Genomic DNA, 21,945 nt, shown 5'->3' with positions numbered 1-21,945 from the left:
GGTATACCTTTTGGGATTTTCTCTAATGTTTATAACGTAACAACTCCGAAACTGTTACAAATCGATACCCCTGCTTTTTCAGCTCAGGTAAAATTTTTGCTAATGCCGCCACTGTTTGACTACGATCACTTCCTCCATCGTGCAACAGTACAATATCTCCACTTTTAGCATTTTTCACAACATGATTTACTATGGATTCAGTACCTGGATTCGCCCAATCACGAGGATCTTGATGCCATGACCATAGAACAATTTGATACCCAGCTCTTTTTGCCGTAGTAAATACAGCATCATTAATATATCCACCTGGTGGACGGAACAATAAAGGTTCTTTCACCCATTTTTCAAAATATTTCTTTCCATTTAAAATATCATGTTCTAATTTTTCATCTGATGAATTACTCGCATACAAATGATTCATCGTATGATTTCCGATTTCATGCCCTTCTTTCAACACTTGCTTTACTAAGTACGGATTACGCTGAACTCGAAAGCCAATCATAAAAAAAGTCGCTTCCGCTTTATATTGACGTAATAACTCTAATACTTGCGGTGTATAAGTTGGGTCCGGTCCATCATCAAATGTAATTGCGATAATTTTTTCATTATTTGGCACTTCCCATGTTACATAGCCAGTTGGCTCTAGCTCTTTTCTTAACAACATTTTAGCTTCCACTTTGTCCACTTGAAATATATGTACTGCACAAATTAAAGAAAAAATTAATAGAATAATTTTTTGTTTCTGCATATTAGCTCTAAAAGTTTTGAGGTTGTTGAATTTACAACAACCTTCTTTCACCTTTCTAATTGATCTACATTTCGCATAATATTTTGGAGATTACTTTCATATTGCTCAAGTTGTGGACGCTGCGTTTCTGATGCTACTTCAAGTGCATTTTGAATCTGTTCGTACGCCTCTTGCACTTCTTGGCGTAACTCTTTTAAATCATGGCCGTAATTCGGGTCATTTTTCACAATATTATTGAATATATTTTCCGCTTGAACAACCCCTTGCTGCGCGGCCTGAAAAGCCTGTTGCTTATCTTTATGATATGGCATAACACTTTCCCCTTCCTATATGAGTTAGTCCTACTTATCTTTACCTGTTTCTCAAAAAACATTCTCGTATAAATTTGCAAACTTCTCTCATTCTAAATAGGGAGAGGAGGTGTAAAATACAATGGGTAAAAACAATAATCAATCTAATCGTCAAAACGAGAAAAAAGGGCAATCTTCTGGACAGCCCGAACCTTTAAGTGGATCTCACAAAGTTAAAAATCGTAATCATTCACGTCAAAAAAATCATGCACATCATGATATGTAAAGCAAAAGCATTCACACACACTGTATCTTTCACATAAAATGTTTATATTTTTCTATTTGTTCTTCACCTCTATTTCATTCATGCATAACATAGTATGAATTGAGATTTTACGGAGGGTGTCTTTCATGGGCAAGAAAAAGAAGGATTGTCTTTTTCATGTTGATGGTTTCGAAGAATGGATGGATCAATTTTGTTCTGATTCTTGTAGCAACTTTAGTTTTCCAAATCAAATTCATATTGACCTTTGTGAAACAGAACAAGAATACATTTTGGAAACAGATGTACCAAATGCAACTGCACAAAATGTACTCATTAAAAAGATGGAGACAGGCCTAAACATTTGTATACTTTATAAAAACACTTCTTTACAGCGGATTGTTCCTTTACCTACTAATATCATTTATAACAAGATGCTAGCCTGTTTAGAGAATGGATGTTTAGCCATTCATATTTCCAAAAACGAAGTTGCCAATAAACATGAAAAGAAAGTTCTTTTTTCAAATTAAGGATTACTATAAACACAAACATGAGCCCGAGCAACCTTTTAGTTTGCTCGGGCTCATGTTATTTCGCATGTATTTCTATTTTAGAATTTCTAATATATCTTTTTTTCATTAAACCTTTTGTCACTAAAAGAACTGGGAACGCTATGCTTGAAAATATAGCTAATATTAAAAATACTATAAAGCCATTTTGATATCCATACTGATCGAGAAGTATCCCGCCAAACCAAGGACCAATTACTACTCCAATTCCTGAAAAGCCCATAGCTCCAAAATATGTCCCTTTCAAATGTGAAACAGCTATCTCATCAATAAATACATCTGTCATTGAAAACATTAATACTTCTCCGAATGTAAAAATAATTGTACATATAGCAGCCCCTAACATAGATTCTACTAGTCCAAATCCAAACAATCCCCCGCTCACAAATAACGTTCCAACCATAATAGATGCTAACGGCGTATACTTTTTACACATTTGAATAACAGGGTATTGAATAACTACTACTGTAATCGCATTTAAAGTTAGCATATATGAGAACAACTTTACTCCATCTTGAAATATATGTGCGTTTGCAAAATATTGAGATAGTGTTGTCGTTAAATGTGAAAAACCACTATTACTCAAAATGATTCCGACTAAAGCAACTAAAAATACTATGTCTTTTCGCAAAATCCGAACCGCACTTAACATTGTGACCGGATTTTCTGTAGTTACTTTCTTTTTATCAAGTGGATATTTCTTAAATTGAAACGCTAATATAACTGTATATAAAATGTACACTCCAGCGGCTACCAAAAAAGGAATCGTTGATTTTGCACTTCCAATCTGTAATCCAACAAGTGGACCCATCGCTACTCCAACATTTATTGCACCGTAACGCAAATTATATACGAGTAAACGATACTCTGGTTTCGTTAAATCTGATAATAAAGCTCTTGATGTCGGTTCAAAAAAAGAACGACATAATCCATTCAAAGCGTTTAATAGAAAGAAACTCAAAACATGCTCTGCAACTGAAAATCCTATAAATACAAACACCCAAACAATCATGGACCATATTATAATCATCTTTCGACCAACTCGATCCGATAAATTGCCCCCAATAAAACTAGCAAACACTCCAACAAGCGCACTCGTTCCAATGATAGCACCGGTCATTCCAGCCGATACGTCTTTAACAGTCGTTAAATAAATCGCTAAAAAAGGAATGCTCATTGAAGTTGCAAACCTAGCAAATAATGTCCCTATAATGATACTCATTCCAAGTGGATGAATATTTTGTAACTTCCCCTTCATCTTTAAACCTACTCTCCCTTTTCCTACATAAAAAAAGAAAGCAAAGGATCTGCTTTCTTTTTCCTTTCTCTACACTTGAGATGTTTATACCCGAGCTGTTCTCGTTATTTCCATATCAATTCCGTATGTAAACTGTAATTCCTTACAAACATCTTTAATCAAAATAGCTACATTATATTTTTCATTAAATTCTAAAACAATGCTTTCTACTTCTTCATATGTATACTTATATTCGCCAGTAATTACACTTTTTAAATCAAAGCATTCATTAATACAAAGCTGGACGAGTAATTGTTCATACTTCTCTATCACATCTTCTTTTTTCCAAAGTAACTCCTTTACATATAACCGATCAAATTTCACACTTTCTCGGTTACATTCCGTTAAAATCCGGGTCATTTCATTTAGTTCTCGATATAATTCGGAAATATTTCTGCTTAAACTAAGCAACTTATCCACGCCGTTTTCATATGGCATTTTCATTCCACCCCCGCATTTTCTTTTTCTTATTATAGCAAGAAAATTCTAAAAATAGTTTCTTTCTTCTGAAATATTAGGAAACTAATTTCAATTGCTTTACAATGAAACTAGCTAACACGAAAGGGGAAAGAAAATTGGAGCAAAAATTATATTACAACGATGCTTATCAGCAAACCTTTACAACTAAAGTTATAAAACAAGAGCATGATACAGAAGGAAACTTATATGTTGTCTTAAATGAAACTACATTTTATCCAACAGGCGGCGGGCAACCACATGACACTGGAACTTTAAATGGCATTCCGGTAATTAATGTTGAAGAAATAGATGGAGAAATTCGTCACTTCATTGCAGAACAACTACATACAGAAGAAGTAGACGGGAAAATAGATTGGCAACGTCGTTTTGACCATATGCAACAACATACGGCTCAGCACATTTTATCCGCTGCTTTTTGGGATCACTTTAACATACCGACGATCGGGTTCCATCTTGGAAAAGAAACTATAACCATTGATTTAGAAACTGCCAATCTTTCTACAGAAACTGTTGAGAAGGCCGCACAAATTGCTAATCAAATTGTTTTTGAAAACCACCCTATTCGTATTAAATGGATGAACTTAGAAGAGGCCAAAGCATTACCCCTTCGCAAAGAACCAACTATGACAGAAAATATACGGGTTGTTATCATCGAAAACTATGACTACAACGGTTGTGGTGGAACACACCCGAAACATACAGGTGAAGTAGGCCCTATTCAAGTACTAGGATGGGAGCGCAATAAAGGTGGTATACGCTTAACATTTATCGCTGGTTGGCGCTCTCTTAAATTAATGGGACAACATCAACAAATATTAACAGATGTTTCTAAGCAATTGAACAGTAGCGAAACTGATATTCCAGTAAAAGTGGCACAACTTCTTACCTCTCAAAAAGAAAACGAAAAGGCAGTACAAGCAATGAATGAAAAACTATTATTTGTAGAAGCAAATGAACTATTGCAACAACCTGCAGAAATATACGCTGGAATACTTATTTCTAAAGTATTTACAAATCGTTCCATGCAAGAAATCGCAAAACTATCCGCTATTATTACAGAACAACAAGAACACGCAATTACATATTTTGTTATTGAAAATGAGGACAAATTACAATGTATTCTTGCTTGTGGTAAAGCAGTGACACTCGATATGAATACACTTTTAAAAGATGCCCTCCCTTCTATTGAAGGAAAAGGCGGAGGAAATAAAAAGAGTGCTCGTGGTGGTGGGAAAGTGATTATGAGTGGGGATGAGTTTTTAAATCAACTTGTTTCTTCTTTACAGTCAGCAGTGTAGATTATTTTATGAATGGGATGTCATTGAACTGGATGATATCCTCTTTGCTGCTTTGCTTCATACATAGTAATACAGTAAATGAAATTATTATTAACGATTTTTCAAATATATCTATCATAAATCAAAATATATCAACGATTCTATAAGAAATATCGATTTTCCAACAAAATACGACAATAAACACAACTTATAGAGTAAGAGGAGGCTGTTCTAAAATAACAGCCTCCTCTTATGTTTACAAACCAATATTTTGTTTTAATCCTTGATAACTTCCTGCGTTCAAGAACTTTTCAGATGCAAGTTTAATGAACTTCTCAGAAAAACCATATCTACTCAATTCTTCTATCGCTACCATTTGTACATCATGAATTGGATTAAGATCAAATTCATTAGACGGAAGCTTGATTTCACCTGCAATCCTTTCAAGCAGAAATGTAATATGCAATAAAGATGGGATAGCATCTGGTTTATCACAAACATAGAGTAGTCTCTTAATCTTAACTTCTAATCCGGTTTCTTCTCTCATTTCTCGAATCATCGCTTCTTCTAACGTTTCACCGTTCTCTACTCTTCCCCCAGGTAAAGACCAATTCCGATTCGCAACTTTTTGTTTTACTAGCAATACCTTTTCACCTTCAATTAAAATCCCAGTAACACGAACTTGCATTACATTTTCCATATGTAATCTCCTCTTCCTATTAAATTTATAAATTAATCCTTCCACAAAAAGAACGTATGTTTTATAATTAAAGGAAATTATGGAAGAAAGAAGTTGTTATATGCATGCGCCCACCTTTAACAAAGTCTATATCTCTTGAAGATTTCCAAAACTATTATTGGTTAAAAACAGAACTGCAAACATTTTGTCGTGAGCATGATTTACCAGCTAGTGGCTCTAAAATCGAAATAACCGAGCGTATCTCACACTATTTAACTACAGGTAAAATATTAAAAAACTGTTCTCATCAAAAGGTAAGTAAAACTTCCCTCTCTTATAAAGATCTTTCTCTTCAAACAATTATTACTGAAAATCACCGCTGTAGTGAAGATGTGCGTGCTTTTTTCAAAGAAAAAATTGGAGCAAACTTCCGCTTTACAGTAGCCCTTCAAAAGTTTTTTAAAAAGAATACCGGAAAAACGTATGAAGACGCGATAACGTTTTGGTACGAAGAAAACGAACGTAAAAAAGAACCATCCTATAAAACAACTATCGGTACACAGTTTGAATACAATCGTTTTACTCGCGCTTTTTTCGAAGACCCATACAACAAAGGAAAATCAAAAACAGATGCTATCGCTGCTTGGAACAAAATAAAAGCAAAACCTGGTAACAACGCCTATATTCCTGAAAAAATAGAAAACTAGTTATCTTGCTAGTTTTCTACTTTCTCAAATAATAGAGCAAGCCCTATCCCTCCCCCAATTCCTAATGTAGCAATTCCATATTTCATATACTCTCTTTTAGCCTGATAAAACAAGCGTGTTACAAGCATAGCTCCAGACGCACCGTACGGATGACCAAGTGCTATTGCACCACCAGTTACATTTAACTTTTCATACGGAATTTGTAACGTTTGCGCACATGCAACAACTTTAGCGGCGAACGCTTCATTCATCTCAATACAATCAATATCTTCTATTACTAAATTCATTTCTCTAAGTAGTTTTTGTACGGCAAATATCGGACCAGTTCCTGGAAGATTCGGGTCAACTCCAACTACAGCACTATGAACGAAACGAAGAACTGGCTTATATCCTAATTCCCGAGCTTGCCCCTCTTCCATTACAAGAACAGCACATGCCCCGTCATTTACACCACACGAATTCCCTGCCGTTACTGTTCCATTTTGTAAAAATCCAGGTTTCGTTCTCTTAATCATTCTTTCATAATTCATTTCTCGCTTTATAGATTCATCTAATAATCCATTAAAATAATGAGGTAATATCTCTTCTTGTTTATATCCTTTTTCTAATGCTTGCAGCGTTCTTTTATAGCTAAGACAAGCATATTCATCTTGCATCTCTTTTGTTATGTTATATTGCTCTGCAACATACTCAGCCGCTAATCCCATATCTGGATCCCCAATTGTTTCAGGCGAAAACCGTGCTCTATTTTGAAAAGGTGACGTACTTGTACTCTCCACTCCCCCAGCGATATAGCAATTACCTGCACCCCCTTGAATAAAATGACACGCAGTACGAATTGCTTCTAAGCCAGCGCCGCATTGCCGATCAATCGTTACACCAGGAATATGATAACCGAGCCCCGCTTCTAAAGCAGACAACCTTGCGATATTCCCTCCTGGTCCAACGACATTTCCTAATATGACATCATCTATTTCTCTCTCAATTCCTTTACTTAGAAACGTAAGAAGCGGCGCTAGTAATTGCTGAACTTCATAATCTTTCAACATCCCGTTTTGTTTACCAATGGGCGTCCTTTTCGCTTCTACAATAACCGCTCTATTCATATATCTTCTCCTGATTTTCAATGATACTTTTTGCTGCATTGCGAGCTATTTTTCCGCTACTTGTATAAGGGATGTCATCTACAAAATGCCATTCTTTCGGTATTTTAAAAGATGATAATCTTTGTAGGCAAAAGCTCTTTAATTGTTGCTTTGTAGCACTTCCTTTTACGATAGCGACAGGCTTTTCCCCCAATAACTATCTTTTATACCGACAACAACAATTTCTTCAACAGCTGGATGCGTATATAGCAAACTTTCTATCTCTTCTGGGTAGATATTGATTCCTCCAAATAAAATCATATTCTTCTCTCTACCAACAATATATATAAAGCCTTCTTCATCTTGGTAGCCCACATCTTCTACTGTCATCCAACCATCCTTAGACAATTGCGGGATTATAGCTCCATCCGATACATAGCCCATAAAAAACTGATCACTTTTCACATAAACGGTTCCTACCTCGCCTGCCTGTACTTCTTCTCCTACTTCATTACATATTCGAACTTGTACATTATGACAAGGTTTCCCTACTGAATTCGGCTTTCTTTCACTCTCTTCATCGACCAATGCCGTTACAAAGCTTAGCTCAGATGCACCATAAAATTCATATCTTTTTGCATAAGGAAACATATTCTTCATCTTTTCTTTCGCTTCAGCTTCCCATTTCGCTCCTGACGAAATAATTTTCATTTCATTTTCTATTACTCTATTTTCTTTATATAAAGACTCAAGCATTGTCGGGACTGTATACATTACAGCAATATTCTCTATCTTTATACTAGCTAGCACTTGAACTGGTACAAACTTTCTCATTATGTGTACCGTTTGCCCTAAAAATAATGCACTTATTGCTCCATATAAGAATAAAGAATGAACAAGCGTCCCAGCTATTAAAATAGAATCTGTATTTTTTATATAAAAATCATGTACATTACAATCGAAACTATGTACCCATGACTGTTGAGCACGTAAAAACGCTTTTGCTTTTCCAGTCGATCCTGATGTAAATCCCATATAAAAAGGAGCGTTTTGTACATTTTCTACAGGATGATATGTAGGAAGATAGTTCTCAATCATTTCTTTCCATTCTTCAATCTCAATAACCCTTCCTTCTTCGCAGGATATATCACTAAGCCTATACTGCTCCGCCACAATAATATCCGGTTTACTAATCGCTAGTCTGTCTTGAAGTTCATCTCGTTTCCATTTTATATCTAGCGGCACACAAACCCATCCAGCCATTGCGGAACCCGCAAATATTTGTAAAAACTCAGTACAATTTTCTAATACAATTGCTACTGTTTTATTCTTCGATTCATTTTCATTCAAACAGTTTGCTACTTTACAAACTGAATCGTACCAATCTTTATAGGTTAACACTCTATCATTTTCTTTAATCGCTATTTTATTCGGTTGTAAAGAGGCATATTTTTTGTATTCTTTTGTAATCCCCATATGAGACGTCCTTTCTTTACAAAATAATAAAAAGAAACACGCACGTAACGTGTTTCTCCTTTTTCTTATCCTACATTTGTAAATTTTTTATTCTTCAAAGCAGGCGTAATAATATGTTTCAATGAGCGATGTAATCTTGTCACAAGAATCGCTGCTATAGTCGCCTTTATGCAATCACCTGGTAAAAATACGACACTTACTTTCATCGTTTCCCATACGGAAATATCCATTACGAAAGCTTGGACAATGATACCAAATACATAAACTACGAAAATACCACCAATTATATTAATGCATAATACTTTTATAATAGAAACTTCACGTAAACGTTCAATTAAATATCCAATTACAAATGCTCCAACGATATAACCAAGTAAATATCCTGCACTTGGCCCAACAAATACGCCTGGACCCCCGCGTCCACCCGCAAGTAATGGTGCTCCAACTCCAACAATAAGTAAAAATATGAGCTGACTGAGTGCACCAAGACGAGATCCTAACAATCCACCCGCAAGCATAACTCCAAGCGATTGTAATGTAATAGGAACAGGTGTAATAGAAAGAGCAATTGGAGGTATTAACCCTAGCACTCCCATAATAGAACTAAATAAAGCGACGAAAACTAAGTTTTTTGTATTCATGTTTGCTTCTCCTATTTGTAAACTTAAATTTTTTTTTAGATAACATATTATAGGAGTTATATTATCTTTCTATCTACCTTTTGTCAACTTAATTTTCGTCATGGTTTACAATTATAAATTCAATTATTTCTCTTTATGCAAATACTCAAGTTCTTTTCGAAGTGCCTGTTTTAAAAACTTTCCAACAGATGTTTTCGGTATTTCTTCCATAAATACAATATCATCTGGTAACCACCACTTCGCAAACTGCGGTTTTAAAAACTCATATATCTCTTCTTTTGTAACCGTACTATTTTTCTTTTGAACAACGCAGGCAATTGGGCGCTCTTGCCACTGCGGATGAGGAACTGCAACGACAGCCGCTTCAAATATAGCATCATGTGCCATTAAAGCATTTTCAAGATCCACTGAGGAAATCCATTCTCCTCCGCTTTTAATAACATCTTTCGTACGATCAACAATTTTCACGCAGCCTTCCTCATCAACTGTAACGACATCACCAGTATATAACCAACCGTCTCGGAATCCTTCGACAGTACGATCATCGTTATAATAGCTTTCAGCGATCCAAGGTGCTCGTAAACATAACTCTCCCATCGCAGTACCATCCCACTTCACTTCACCGTTTGTACCGACTACTTTCATCTCTACACCAGGGACAAGATATCCTTGTTTGGAACGGATTTCCAATTGCTCTTCATACGATAATTCTGTTTCATAACTTTTTAAACGTGCAAGTGTTACGAGTGGGCTTGTTTCAGTCATACCATATGCATGTACGAAAGGAACATTATATTTTTGCTCAAATGCTTTAATAACACTTTTCGGTGCAGCCGCACCACCGCATAATATTCTCGTAACACTAGATAAATCGTAACTATTATTTTCTAACTCTTGTAAAACACCAAGCCAAATTGTCGGCACACCCGCAGCTATCGTTACTTTTTCAGTTTGAATCATTTCTAATAAAATTTTCGGAGTAAACATTGGTCCCGGCAGAACTTGTTTTGTTCCAAACCAAGTAGCTGCAAAAGGAAGTCCCCAAGCATTCACATGAAACATTGGTACGATTGCCATCGCCGCATCACTTTCCGATAAAGCTGTCGTATCTGCTAACCCGAGCGCCATACAGTGCAGCACTGTACTACGATGTGTATAAACAACACCTTTTGGATTCCCTGTAGTCGCTGACGTATAACACATACCGGCAGGTGTATTTTCATCAATATCTTTTACAAATTGGAAATTGGGATCGCCTTCTTCTAATAGCTTTTCATAATGATATACAGGCTGAAGTGTAGTTTTTGGAAGTTCGTCTTTATCAGTCATAATAATGTAGGCTTGTACGGTTGATAATTGTGATTGAATATTTTCAACAAGTGGTACGAGATCTTCATCAATAAGTAGAATTCGATCTTCTGCATGTTGAATAATGTATGAAATATGTTGAGGAGATAAACGAATATTAATTGTGTGTAAAACGGAAGCAATACCTGGAATAGCAAAATATGCTTCTACATGTCGATGATGATTCCACGCTAACGTTCCTATGCGCTCGCCTTCTTTAATCCCAAGCTTTTTTAACGCACTGGAAAGCCTTCTTGTCCTTTCTCCTAGCTGCTTATACGTTAAGGTCGTAACTGTATCATGCGTCCGTGAAATGATTTCTTTCTTTGGGAATAGTTTTTCTGCCCTTTCCATCATAGAACTAATTGTTAGAGGTACATTCATCATCATATTGTTTACATCCTCCCTTTAAAGCGTTTTCATTTCGTTCATTATAACAGACTTCTACAAAAAATTACGATATTTTTCTGTATTTTCTGAATTATTTCCAAAGAAATAATTCAGAAAATACTAGGAGAAAATCTACTAAAATTCCTTCTTACAATATATAAATACCGAAATAAAAAAAGAAAATATATATATGATAACGCCAAATATTGTATATAGAATTGAAACGTATACAGATGAATTTAAATTTGCTATTGGAAATTGTTCTATTAGATAGCCAATTACACTTTGTAATCCAAAATAAATAACAAGTCCCCCACATGCGCCTCCAATTGTAATAGCATCAGATTTTTCTGCTCCAAAAACATAGAGGAGTGGATAGGCTATTGCTCCGGCATTAAGAATTATGAACGTCCCTAAAGAAACACTCTTAAATATCCCATCATCGATTGGTGTATCTGAAACTAAACCATATACATAAAATATGCCATATGATAATACAGTACCAATAATTACAACTGAAAAATAGAAAAAGTAGTGGCTTTGTACAATATTACTTCTAGTAACCGGTAAAGTAAGCACATACTTTTCATAACCCGACTTACTCTCATATTTAATAACTTCAAGTGCAGGAATCGCAGCAAATAAGATAATGAACGTAGCAATTAAACGGTACATTGAAGCATCACCAAAATAAAACACGAATCCCGCTCCCAATATCGCTATTCCCATGAACATAAAGAAAGTTCGATACACTAGGTAATAGTTTGTCAATAATAAACCTCTCATTTATTTTTCACTCCTCGTTAATAAAACACTCATTTCTTCTATCGAGATGGTTCTATGAGCAATCCCACTTGGTAATTTATGTACATCTGATACGAGTACATTGAAATAAGAACCATGGTTCCTCTTTGCCACAACTATATCTTTGTTGATTAAAGTTAGTTGTTCCACGTCAACATCTACAATGGCGTAACTGTCCAAAACCTTATCTTTTTCTTCATTCAGTAAAATTTCTCCATCTTTTATAATGATAAGGTGGCTAGCTATTTTTTCTACATCACTCATAATATGAGAAGAAAGTAATATACCACCATTACTTTTACTCACAAAACTTTTTAATTCCTCTAACACGCCCTCCCTAGCTGAAGGATCAAGACCTCCCGTCGCTTCATCTAGGATTAATAATTTTGCATTATGCGACAGCGCAATAGCTATAGATAGTTTCATTGACATCCCACGTGAGAATCCACCTACTTTTTCATTGGTAGGTAAAGAGAAAGAATTAACTAATCGATAAAAATTTTCCCTATCCCAAGATTCAAACATCTTTGCAAAAACCTTATTTAGTTGTTTTATTGTAAGATGAGCTGGTAGATTCATTGCGTCAAATACGACTCCTATCTTTTCCTTAATCTTGGCATATTTACTTATATTTACTTCACCAAATATTTTTACTGTACCGCTATCTTTAGAAATTAATTCTAGTACTGCTTTAAAAGTTGTTGATTTCCCAGCCCCATTATCACCAATGAATCCAACAATTGATCCAGGCGGCACATTGAAGGAAACATCTTTTAAAACAATCTTGTCACCAAATGATTTACTAATATTTTTAATCTCTAAAAGGTTTGACATCATTTCACTCCTATCTGAATAGTTGCAGCTCATTTCTTAATTTTTAATAAAAATATATTACTGAAAATATGTTTTCCTCTATTAAAAATTATCCACCTTTTCTCTCACTTTCTTTTTTAGTTTAAAAATGAATCGATTGCTATATTCTTTATTTTCCACTAAAATTCTGTACGTTTCTAACACGCCTAAAACACTAACAAAAAGATAGAAACCGATCGCAATAAGAACAACACAGTAAGGATAATACTGTACTAACTCTCCTGAAGTGATACGCTTTTTCTCAAACAAAAACGGAATTGCCCCTGCCGCGATAAAACAAAATCCAACGATCACTACTGCCGCATACTTCTTCTTAATAGTCGCATATCTTTTTGTCAATTCTTTTAGAAAGTTTTGATCAAACAGTAGTTCTTCCTTTTTTAATACATTGTATCGACTCTCTTCTATCGTTACAGGTACCATCATTGCTCCAATTCCAAGGACAGCAATGATAATGACAAGGAATGTAGACATTGTTGCATTTTCTTTAAATAATAAATACGGTATTGTAGATAAAATAAGCAAGCTAAATCCTAATGCGATATATTTAGAAATTTTTTGTCCATACACTACATACCCTTCCGCCATTTCCTTACTTACATAATAACCATTTTCCTTTTCATTACTTTGCTCAGCAGTTTCTTTTAATAAGTAATCAAGAGATACTTCAAATACATTTCCAATCATTATTAGTTTTTCAGTTTCAGGAAACCCTTGACCATTCTCCCATTTACTAACCGCTTGCCTTGTCGTGTTTAATTTCTCAGCTAATGCTTCTTGAGAAAGACCATTTTCCTTTCTTAATTTAAATAGTTTCTCACCAAATCCCATATGTGTGTCCCCCTTTGTTTTCTTAACTAAATTGTAAACAAACATTCCCACTATCTCTATCTTCCTACGGTTGCATTTTGTCAACTTACAGTTGCGATTATGTTATATATGGTGTTTATATACGATTTAGCTGTCTATCTTGTATGTTTACAGCCTCACTAAAAATCAGCCTCCACAATAACCAATTATAACAATTAAAGGTAATTATTGTTATAATAAATAAAAAAATCCCCTCTAAACAATTTAAAGGAGATTCTCATATAAAACCTTCTAGTTATTTATATATTGTTCTGGCGATATATAATATCTTTTCGCATCATCTAACACTCGATGAGCAGCCTACACAATATAAGTTGTTAACTTAAGATCCGAAGCATACTCAACTATATGTAAAATATCACTCATATCAATCTTCCTTAATAGAAGACGACTTGTATGCAGAGTTGGATATAGCCACTTCTCAACAATCATAACGGCTTCTGCTTAAACTTTTCATAATTCCGTACCTTTAATGAAAGGATATTCCCGCAATCTGTACAAATATAAGCATCTACTGGTGAAGATGTGAACATCGTTTCCTTTTTCCGTATTTGTGCATAACCGATAAACTCACCTTCTCCTATGTTATGAGAACCGCAATGAGAGCATGTCTGCACGTCTTTCTGTTTCATGAGAGCACCACCTTTAATCTGTTTCCACTCCCTTCGACAGTTCACTTCCATTTCCCTTCCAAAAAACCTCTTATTCTCTTACATTTCAACAGGAATCTCAGAACAAAAATCGTATATGTACTATGAACTATATTAATTGACGGAGGAATCTTATGAGTACTATTATGACATTCAATGCAGCACAAGAAATTGAAAACGCAGAAATAGATATGCTCTCTTCTAGATTAGCGCTACTACAAGCGATGAGCGGAAATCCAATGCAAATACAAATGAAAAAATTCGGGAGTGCTACTGCCTTTTCATCAAAAGTAATTGCTGGTCCTGCTTTTAATACGGTAAAAGGTATTACATATACAAATACAGATGCGATAGATGAAATCATCTCTTATTATGAATCGCTACAAATCCCTTGTCGTTTTGAAATTACACTAGCGCAAGGTACAGATGAACTATTTCAATACTTATCTAAAAAAGGTTTTTATCACTCTAGCTTCCATACCGCTTTATATAGTATACCGAGAGAAGATCGATCCCTTATTCCTTCTAACATTTCAGTACGCCAACTAAAAGAAAATGAATTTGATATTTTTGCAGACATATATGTACGCGGATTTAATATGCCCTCCTTTACAAAGGATGGTGTACGTCAAAATAACGAAGTTCTTTACAATAAACCAGGCTGGTATTTTTTCATAGCTGAAGTTCAAAATATTCCTGCAGGCATTGGTGTACTGTATGTAAATAAAGGTATTGCCTCATTAGCCGCTTCCGCTACTTTACCGGAATTTCAGCGTAAAGGTTGTCATACTGCATTAATTCAAAAACGAATAGAAACAGCTATAGCAACAGACTGTCATTTAATAGTTGGACAAGCTCGATTTGGTAGTAGTAGTCAAAATAATATGGAACGCGCTCATTTGAAAATCGCTTATACAAAATCAATATGGACTGCAAAAGACATGTAATTAACATTCTTTCTCTTTCCATTACAATCTTAAACATTTTATCCCGCATTAACGGGCAGTATGACCCCCACCCCAAAATTCAGCGAAAGCAAAGAAGTTAGGTGGGGGATCAACTGCCCGTAAAAGCCCGATTGGTGAAGGCTAATAATCAGTGGGGGATGAATAAAACCCCCACTAATTAAAGTTTCACTTTATGACAATTCCTTTTCTATCCTATTAATCATTTGAATATTCAAACTAGATTTGTTACGCTGTTACTAGATACATCATTCAACTTGCAATATGAAAAGAGAATTCTAATCAAAATACAAGGAGGAGAAATGTATGACAATGCATGATCATGGTTTAAAAGAAAGAGTAGAAGGTGCCATTGATAAGGTAAAAGGCGAAGTAAAAGAAGTTGTTGGGAAAGTAACGGACAACAAAAAATTACAAGCCGAGGGAAAATGGGATAAAATGAAAGGCACTGCTAAAGATACGGTTGGTAATATAAAAGAAAAAGCACATGAATATAAGGAACATAAATAATAAAAAACACGTTAGATGTATTTTCATCTAACGTGTTTTTTATTTCAGTTTATATACATAATTAACCAAATATCACACGGTATATTTTTATTTCTCTATACTCTTTGTAAGTGGTTCTTTAAATGCATTTCTATTCCATACAGCAAAAACAATAAGAGAAATAATAAAGAATACAACAAGACATATACCCAAATAATCAAAATTAACTACCTGTATGAGATTCCAAAACGGCCCCTGTAAATTATAGCTTTCAATAAGTAAAGATAATAGTTGATAACCCCCTATTAAAAAAGCCGTTATAACAGATATTGAGGTAATTAATACGTTATATGAATTTCTAATTCGACTATTTTCCATTGCCCACTTATAATTCGTATTCATGAATGTACTATCTAATGTATCCATCAACGACATTCCTGCAGCAAACAAAATGGGAAAAGCAAATATACTTACAAGCGGGATAGATTGACTTGTTGCAGTTACTGTAGAAAGAGCAATTAATCCGATTTCACTTGCTGTATCAAAACCAAGACCAAATAAAAAACCGATTATATACAATTGCTTTTGACTATCAATAAACGTAAATAAGCGTTGCGTGAAACGGTATATAAATCCTAAGTTTTCTGGTTGCTTATCCTCTTCGCTTCGTAACACTTTAATAAGATACATCAGATTGGTAAGACCGATAATAATAAGAAATGTACTAGAAACAATTGTGCCGATAATACCGCCTATAGTAGAAAAACTCTCCATTCCATGTTTTGCTGTTTTTCCAATTAAAGCAATTAATACGATCATCACAAATACTACAGTAGAGTGTCCTAATGAGAAGTAAAACCCCACCCCCTGTGAGTTTTTACCTTTTTCAATTAATTTCCGAACAGTATTATCAATTGCGACAATATGATCACTATCAAACGCATGACGCAATCCTAAAGAATATGCAATAATAGCCATTCCAATTATGCTATTGCCTTTATACAGTGCAGGTAATAATAAGAGAATTCCAAGCACATGAAGAAATATAATAATAACAAAAAAATTAGTTGCTTTTTTCAGTTCACTTTTCCACATAGTTACTAACCCTTTCTACTTTAGATTGAATACTCTTGAAAAAGAAAAGTGCCATAATAAAAACTACAATCGTTATAATAGTCACTACAATAATTACAAAATCATTTAACATGCCTGTATGATTTGTAAGTGTTAACAGGGCTGGTATCGTTGCAGTAATCCAAGATTCAATGAAGCAAACAATCCCTACATAAATATGAATCTTCTTTTTCAACCCATCTTGCAGGAAAAATAAAAACCAAAGGAACGCCCAAAAGAACCAAATTATTGTACTTTGTAGACTTCCACTCTCATGTAATTGATTCGCTATTCCCATAACCGTTGCAATAATAGCAACCCAAAGAGAATAGTAACCTACACCTGAAGAATCAAGTTCTAATATATTCGTAAGGCCAACATATAAATAAGTAAAACCAAATAAAAAAATAGTTCCATTAGATAGGATAGTCCACTCATTAGATTGACTTCCTGTAAATAATAAATATAATGGTGTCAAAGTTTGTAATGCCCCTACAAATAAATTGAAGTACCCTACACTTTTGCTATCAATGAGTTTAAAAGCTGCTAGTGCATTCATAAATAGAACTGCACCGACAAATAATAATCCCACATTAGTCATAGTATCCCCTTCTCCTACTTAATATTTTCGATAGGATGTTAATTCTTCATGCAGACAATTCTCTCTAACAAAACGATGACACTGAAAAAATATAGACTCCATATCCTCTGTATTATGACTAAGTATGCGTATGACAAAGCCTTTACATGGCATAGAAGATATTCCAATCTTCATATTGTTAGTGTTAGAAAGCGAAGTTTTCAATGCTGCAATTAAATCATTTGTAATGTTCTCATTAATAACCATGAAAGTACCATAATGGGAATATTGATTTAATATTCCCATTTGATCTAACGACTCTTTGAAAGGGTTTAACAATAGATGATCGTAAACTACAAGTTTGTTTTCCATATATATTTTTGTTAGCGAATCAAAATACTGGTATGTGAACTTCTCCATATTTGGAGACCAACCAGGCGTAACTGAATCGCATAAAATCAATGTAGAATTATTTTGCATATATATATTTGTTTTTTGCTTATATGCTGCATCCTTGTACATAATCAACGGATCTGGTAAATACTCCATAACAGCATTTTCACCAATATAAACATTCAATTCTTGCAAAGCATAACTATTTGGAGTCTTGTAAACTTTCGTTGCTGATTGGCTTGTTATATATGTTTTCGCATCTTCATGAACATTTATATTTATAGAATAGAAGTCTCCTTTTAAATAACCTCCACCAGAATTCATGATATAGTAATATGCTCTACCATAATCGTCCAAATACATTGGCTGCGTTACTTTTAAGGCATCTTTATGATAAACCTTAATAGGTACCGTTTTATGTCTCTTTTCCATCACATCAATGTTTAAGACACCTGTAGGGGCTTTCATTTCTTCAATCCTTCTAACATGATGTTTTGTCGCATCCAATTTATTAATCCCTGTAAGCCTTCCTCATCCTTCAAATTTGTAAAAAAATATGGTTTATTATGTCGGTAATTTTTCGTATCCTGCTCCATAACTCCAAGATCAGCCCCTACATAAGGTGCCAAATCCGTTTTATTAATCACAAATACATCAGATTTGATCATTCCTTGTCCACCTTTACGAGGAATCTTTTCTCCTTGTGCTACATCAATAATATAAATTGAAAAATCCACTAGCTCTGGACTAAATGTGGCAGCTAAATTATCACCCCCACTTTCAATAAAAATAATATCTAAATTACTATGTCTAATCATGAGCTCTTCAATTGCTTCAAAATTCATAGAAGCATCCTCTCGAATTGCTGTATGTGGACACCCTCCTGTCTCTACACCAATAATTCTATCTTCTGGTAAAACACCCGTTTTCAATAAAATCTTTGCATCTTCTTTCGTATAAATATCGTTTGTAATTGCTGCAATTTCATAATCTGTATTTAAATATTTCGTTAACTTTTCAACTAACATTGTTTTCCCAGCACCTACCGGGCCACCAATACCAATTTTAATAGGTTTTATCATTTTATTTTTCCTCCCTATGACATGAAGACTCTTACATTTACATCTTCATGTTGCATTTGATTTATTTCGAATTCAGGATCATTCAATCCAAAATTCTCTAATGAAAGTATTTGAATTCTATCAATAGATTCACAGATCAATTCATGGCATTCTTGTAATAGTTTTTGACCATCTGTTTGTCCAAGAGGAATGGCTCTCACACCATTTTGAATTATGCTTCCAACACTTGAATATAAGAAAACTAAGAGCGTTTCTTCTATTGTCATCTTCAATTCCGCCCCTAATATTCCGTATACGATACTCGGATGACCTTGTAATTTATTACCCATAACATCTTCTTTGTATATATTTAAATTTGCAAATGAGAACAGTTCACACAATAGTTTAGAAGTACTTTTACTAATCATTCTATTTGCTCTTCTACATTCAAAAGGCAATGTTTGTGCTGTTATTAAATCATCTAAAAATGTAATTTGTTTTCCATCATTATTCTTAGTGGCTTCGTAAGTATATTTGCAAATTAAGCCGTCCGTGTGTGTTAATTGCACTTTTACATATCGATTAATCCATTTGAAAAATTCGCCTTTATTTGTAACTTGTCCCTCTTGAATAAATGTTTCTAATCCAAAAGAGTGACTAAAACTTCCTGTTGGGAAGTTCGAATCACTAATTTGGAGTAGGTTAAGTAGGTTAAATATGTTTGTGTGAAGCATGCTTGAACGGTTTGGGTAATACTCTATTTTCTTTTTGATAAGGAACACCTTCCTTTTTGAGTAAATCTTCTACTAAGTAGTCGTTCGCCAAAATCATACACCCTTCATCGAATTGTGCTGGCAAATGTCTATTTCCTAAGTTATGCGCAATAATTCCCATTTCTTTTATTGACGTTGGAGTAATTACAATTACCTCTTCTGGTAACACTTCAATATATACAATACGATGTTCATCTTCATATAAAATATCACCGTTCTTTAATGTTTCTCCATTATCTAAAGACACCCCAATTTCAAAACCAGATTCTGAATATAATTTCTGAACCCTCTTTAGTAAAAGCTCACTAGAAATCAATATTCTATCAAGATGCTTTTTTGTATTTGCAAAATCATTCATATTGCATACGTTGTTATTAATTTTTTCAATAATCATTTTTTCTCCCCCGTTATATCAAAATAAAAAATATCTTTGAGCCATAGGTAATACATCTACTGCTTCACACGTAATAACTTGTCCATCAACTTTAACTTCATATGTCTGCGGATCTACTTCAATTTCTGGTGTTGCATTATTCAGCTTCATATCTTGCTTAGAAATCTCTCTCGTATTTTTAACAGGTAATACAACTTTATTTAAACCTAATTTTTCTTTAATATTATTCTCGTAAGCTGCTTTGGATACAAATGTAATCGAACTTGACTGTACTGCTTTTCCATATGCACCAAACATCTTTTTTTCATAATATGGTTGTGGTGTAGGGATCGAAGCATTCTCGTCTCCCATTAATGCCATCACTACCATCCCGTTTTTCAAAACCATATCTGGCTTAACACCGAAAAATTGGGGATCCCATATTACAAGGTCTGCATACTTTCCTACTTCAATAGAGCCGACATATTCTGAAATCCCATGTGTAATAGCTGGATTAATCGTATACTTAGCTATATAACGTTGAATTCTATTATTATCGTTATATTCTTTATCTCCCTCTAAACTACCAATCTGCTTTTTCATTTTATCGGCGGTTTGCCAATTGCGAATAATAACCTCTCCAACCCTTCCCATCGCCTGTGAGTCAGAGCTAATCATGCTGAAAACCCCTAAATCTTGCAAAATATCCTCTGCTGCAATTGTTTCTTTTCGAATCCTTGAATCCGCAAACATTACATCTTCTGGAATATTTGCTTTTAAATGATGACATACCATGAGCATATCTAAATGTTCATCCAGCGTATTCACTGTATATGGCAAGGTCGGGTTCGTTGAAGAAGGTAAAATATTATTCAGTGCAGCAATCTTTATAATATCTGGTGCATGCCCACCACCAGCCCCTTCAGTGTGGTACGTATGAATAACACGATTATCAATAGCCTTTATCGTTTCTTCCACAAAACCACATTCATTTAACGTATCAGTATGAATAGCAACTTGAATATCATATTTATCAGCGATCTGTAACGAGTGATTAATTGCTGAAGAAGTCGCTCCCCAATCTTCATGAATTTTTAATCCAATAGCCCCTGCAAATATTTGTTCTTCCAGGGCAGGTAAACTTGAACTATTTCCTTTCCCTAAAAACCCAAGATTTATAGGAAAAGCTTCTGCTGCTTCTAGCATTTTTCTTAAATTCCAAGATCCAGGTGTTATCGTAGTTGCCTTAGTACCCTCTGCCGGTCCTGTTCCTCCACCAATTAAAGTTGTTATACCTGAAGCTAATGCTGTATCAATTTGTTGTGGGGATATGAAATGCACGTGTGTATCAATACCTCCAGCTGTAACGATTTTCCGCTCACCAGAAATTACTTCCGTTGATGTTCCAATGATGATATCAATATTATCCATAATTGAAGGATTACCACTCTTACCAATTGCTGAAATCTTTCCATCTTTTATACCAATATCCGCTTTATATACTCCTGTATAATCAATAATAATTGCATTGGTAATAACAACATCCACAACACCCTGTTCCCTTGTAAGTTGCGAATTTTGTCCCATACCATCCCTAATTGATTTTCCTCCACCAAAGACAGCTTCATCACCATATACGGTGTAATTCCGAGCAATATGTGCGAATAATTGTGTATCCGCTAAACGAATAGAATCTCCTGTAGTTGGACCATATAAATCAGTATATTGTTTACGTGACATCTTAAAACTCATG

Annotated in this window: 25 protein-coding genes and 2 pseudogenes; 6 read left to right on the top strand and 21 right to left on the bottom strand. The window is 34.5% G+C overall.

Translation table 11 applies throughout. The features are described 5' to 3' along the window. Window positions 1–22 precede the first annotated feature (22 nt). Together pdaB and ACFVQC_RS06940 are read right to left on the bottom strand one after the other, a co-directional pair. Complete coding sequence (gene pdaB, locus ACFVQC_RS06945) at window positions 23–748, bottom strand: polysaccharide deacetylase family sporulation protein PdaB (protein WP_377897828.1); 726 nt, start codon at window positions 746–748, stop codon at window positions 23–25. Window positions 749–795: 47 nt separating this feature from the next. Continuing rightward, on the bottom strand, window positions 796–1,059 hold the full coding sequence (locus tag ACFVQC_RS06940) for a hypothetical protein (protein ID WP_377897826.1): 264 nt from the start codon (window positions 1,057–1,059) through the stop codon (window positions 796–798). A gap of 121 nt (window positions 1,060–1,180) precedes the next feature. Here ACFVQC_RS06940 and ACFVQC_RS06935 point away from each other — a divergent pair, with 121 nt between their 5' ends. Both ACFVQC_RS06935 and ACFVQC_RS06930 read left to right on the top strand, forming a co-directional pair. Continuing rightward, complete coding sequence (locus ACFVQC_RS06935) at window positions 1,181–1,324, top strand: small acid-soluble spore protein P (RefSeq protein WP_002014281.1); 144 nt, start codon at window positions 1,181–1,183, stop codon at window positions 1,322–1,324. Between the two features lie 125 nt (window positions 1,325–1,449). Continuing rightward, window positions 1,450–1,830: an Hsp20/alpha crystallin family protein gene (locus tag ACFVQC_RS06930; RefSeq protein ID WP_002014278.1), complete on the top strand. Its 381-nt coding sequence runs from the start codon at window positions 1,450–1,452 to the stop codon at window positions 1,828–1,830. Between the two features lie 58 nt (window positions 1,831–1,888). Here ACFVQC_RS06930 and ACFVQC_RS06925 read toward each other — a convergent pair whose 3' ends face one another. Together ACFVQC_RS06925 and ACFVQC_RS06920 are read right to left on the bottom strand one after the other, a co-directional pair. Further along, window positions 1,889–3,127, bottom strand: coding sequence for an MDR family MFS transporter (locus tag ACFVQC_RS06925; protein ID WP_377892316.1), 1,239 nt, complete (start codon window positions 3,125–3,127; stop codon window positions 1,889–1,891). A gap of 84 nt (window positions 3,128–3,211) precedes the next feature. After that, a complete protein-coding gene (locus ACFVQC_RS06920; RefSeq protein WP_002087793.1) occupies window positions 3,212–3,604 on the bottom strand; it encodes a hypothetical protein in 393 nt (130 codons plus the stop codon). Window positions 3,605–3,741: 137 nt separating this feature from the next. Between ACFVQC_RS06920 and ACFVQC_RS06915 the strand changes: the two genes are divergently transcribed. After that, window positions 3,742–4,944, top strand: coding sequence for an alanyl-tRNA editing protein (locus tag ACFVQC_RS06915; protein ID WP_377892320.1), 1,203 nt, complete (start codon window positions 3,742–3,744; stop codon window positions 4,942–4,944). Between the two features lie 235 nt (window positions 4,945–5,179). On the opposite strand, the gene ACFVQC_RS06910 is transcribed toward ACFVQC_RS06915, so the two are convergent. Further along, window positions 5,180–5,623, bottom strand: coding sequence for an NUDIX hydrolase (locus tag ACFVQC_RS06910; RefSeq protein WP_377897824.1), 444 nt, complete (start codon window positions 5,621–5,623; stop codon window positions 5,180–5,182). A 104-nt stretch (window positions 5,624–5,727) separates the two neighbouring features. Between ACFVQC_RS06910 and ACFVQC_RS06905 the strand changes: the two genes are divergently transcribed. Then, window positions 5,728–6,309 (top strand): DUF6434 domain-containing protein, encoded by a 582-nt coding sequence (locus tag ACFVQC_RS06905; protein WP_377897823.1) that lies wholly within the window; start codon window positions 5,728–5,730, stop codon window positions 6,307–6,309. Between the two features lie 8 nt (window positions 6,310–6,317). On the opposite strand, the gene ACFVQC_RS06900 is transcribed toward ACFVQC_RS06905, so the two are convergent. The 9 genes and pseudogenes from ACFVQC_RS06900 to ACFVQC_RS06860 all read right to left on the bottom strand — a co-directional run bounded on the left by ACFVQC_RS06900 (window position 6,318) and on the right by ACFVQC_RS06860 (window position 14,427). After that, on the bottom strand, window positions 6,318–7,415 hold the full coding sequence (locus ACFVQC_RS06900; RefSeq protein ID WP_377897821.1) for an acetyl-CoA C-acyltransferase: 1,098 nt from the start codon (window positions 7,413–7,415) through the stop codon (window positions 6,318–6,320). Next, window positions 7,408–8,870, bottom strand: a pseudogene (locus ACFVQC_RS06895) (acyl-CoA synthetase). The gene ACFVQC_RS06900 and the pseudogene ACFVQC_RS06895 overlap by 8 nt, the downstream one beginning before the upstream one ends. A gap of 65 nt (window positions 8,871–8,935) precedes the next feature. Continuing rightward, complete coding sequence (locus ACFVQC_RS06890; protein WP_377897819.1) at window positions 8,936–9,511, bottom strand: biotin transporter BioY; 576 nt, start codon at window positions 9,509–9,511, stop codon at window positions 8,936–8,938. A gap of 123 nt (window positions 9,512–9,634) precedes the next feature. Beyond that, window positions 9,635–11,248, bottom strand: coding sequence for a long-chain fatty acid--CoA ligase (locus ACFVQC_RS06885; RefSeq protein ID WP_377897817.1), 1,614 nt, complete (start codon window positions 11,246–11,248; stop codon window positions 9,635–9,637). Between the two features lie 135 nt (window positions 11,249–11,383). Continuing rightward, the gene (locus tag ACFVQC_RS06880) at window positions 11,384–12,034 is read right to left on the bottom strand and encodes an ABC-2 transporter permease (RefSeq protein WP_377897815.1); all 651 of its coding nucleotides are present in this window, start codon (window positions 12,032–12,034) and stop codon (window positions 11,384–11,386) included. Further along, window positions 12,035–12,886, bottom strand: a complete 852-nt coding sequence (locus tag ACFVQC_RS06875; RefSeq protein ID WP_377897813.1) for an ABC transporter ATP-binding protein — start codon at window positions 12,884–12,886, stop codon at window positions 12,035–12,037. Between the two features lie 81 nt (window positions 12,887–12,967). Continuing rightward, a complete protein-coding gene (locus ACFVQC_RS06870) occupies window positions 12,968–13,756 on the bottom strand; it encodes a helix-turn-helix domain-containing protein (protein ID WP_377897811.1) in 789 nt (262 codons plus the stop codon). A gap of 342 nt (window positions 13,757–14,098) precedes the next feature. Continuing rightward, a pseudogene (locus ACFVQC_RS06865) lies at window positions 14,099–14,227 on the bottom strand (GNAT family N-acetyltransferase); the annotation flags it as partial. Then, window positions 14,224–14,427, bottom strand: coding sequence for a hypothetical protein (locus ACFVQC_RS06860; RefSeq protein ID WP_377892346.1), 204 nt, complete (start codon window positions 14,425–14,427; stop codon window positions 14,224–14,226). The pseudogene ACFVQC_RS06865 and the gene ACFVQC_RS06860, both read right to left, overlap by 4 nt. Window positions 14,428–14,579: 152 nt before the next feature. On the opposite strand from ACFVQC_RS06860, the gene ACFVQC_RS06855 reads away from it, so the two are divergent. Together ACFVQC_RS06855 and ACFVQC_RS06850 are read left to right on the top strand one after the other, a co-directional pair. Then, window positions 14,580–15,392, top strand: coding sequence for a GNAT family N-acetyltransferase (locus ACFVQC_RS06855; RefSeq protein ID WP_377897808.1), 813 nt, complete (start codon window positions 14,580–14,582; stop codon window positions 15,390–15,392). Window positions 15,393–15,716: 324 nt separating this feature from the next. Further along, window positions 15,717–15,920 carry a CsbD family protein gene (locus ACFVQC_RS06850; RefSeq protein WP_377897806.1) on the top strand — a complete coding sequence of 68 codons (204 nt, stop codon included), beginning with the start codon at window positions 15,717–15,719 and terminating at the stop codon, window positions 15,918–15,920. Between the two features lie 87 nt (window positions 15,921–16,007). Here the strand turns inward: ACFVQC_RS06850 and ACFVQC_RS06845 are convergent, their stop codons facing one another. Genes ACFVQC_RS06845 through ureC form a run of 7 tightly spaced genes read right to left on the bottom strand, consistent with a single transcriptional unit; the run spans window position 16,008 to window position 21,944 of the window. After that, window positions 16,008–16,994 carry a HoxN/HupN/NixA family nickel/cobalt transporter gene (locus ACFVQC_RS06845; protein ID WP_002146299.1) on the bottom strand — a complete coding sequence of 329 codons (987 nt, stop codon included), beginning with the start codon at window positions 16,992–16,994 and terminating at the stop codon, window positions 16,008–16,010. Continuing rightward, the gene (locus tag ACFVQC_RS06840; protein WP_377897804.1) at window positions 16,981–17,613 is read right to left on the bottom strand and encodes an AmiS/UreI family transporter; all 633 of its coding nucleotides are present in this window, start codon (window positions 17,611–17,613) and stop codon (window positions 16,981–16,983) included. The genes ACFVQC_RS06845 and ACFVQC_RS06840 overlap by 14 nt, the downstream gene beginning before the upstream one ends. Before the next feature lie 18 nt (window positions 17,614–17,631). Next, window positions 17,632–18,453: an urease accessory protein UreD gene (locus tag ACFVQC_RS06835; protein WP_377897802.1), complete on the bottom strand. Its 822-nt coding sequence runs from the start codon at window positions 18,451–18,453 to the stop codon at window positions 17,632–17,634. Further along, window positions 18,450–19,067 carry an urease accessory protein UreG gene (gene ureG, locus ACFVQC_RS06830; RefSeq protein ID WP_000594929.1) on the bottom strand — a complete coding sequence of 206 codons (618 nt, stop codon included), beginning with the start codon at window positions 19,065–19,067 and terminating at the stop codon, window positions 18,450–18,452. The genes ACFVQC_RS06835 and ureG overlap by 4 nt, the downstream gene beginning before the upstream one ends. 14 nt (window positions 19,068–19,081) lie before the next feature. Further along, on the bottom strand, window positions 19,082–19,780 hold the full coding sequence (locus ACFVQC_RS06825; RefSeq protein WP_002128524.1) for an urease accessory protein UreF: 699 nt from the start codon (window positions 19,778–19,780) through the stop codon (window positions 19,082–19,084). Next, window positions 19,758–20,213 carry an urease accessory protein UreE gene (locus tag ACFVQC_RS06820; RefSeq protein ID WP_000582803.1) on the bottom strand — a complete coding sequence of 152 codons (456 nt, stop codon included), beginning with the start codon at window positions 20,211–20,213 and terminating at the stop codon, window positions 19,758–19,760. The genes ACFVQC_RS06825 and ACFVQC_RS06820 overlap by 23 nt, the downstream gene beginning before the upstream one ends. Before the next feature lie 18 nt (window positions 20,214–20,231). Beyond that, window positions 20,232–21,944, bottom strand: a complete 1,713-nt coding sequence (gene ureC, locus ACFVQC_RS06815; RefSeq protein ID WP_215573686.1) for an urease subunit alpha — start codon at window positions 21,942–21,944, stop codon at window positions 20,232–20,234. Window position 21,945 lies beyond the last annotated feature (1 nt).

Source organism: Bacillus sp. NPDC057893, from assembly GCF_042796455.1.
Lineage (GTDB): Bacteria > Bacillota > Bacilli > Bacillales > Bacillaceae_G > Bacillus_A.
Note: the sequence above shows the minus strand (reverse complement) of the source record. Positions and strands in the feature narration are given on the sequence as shown.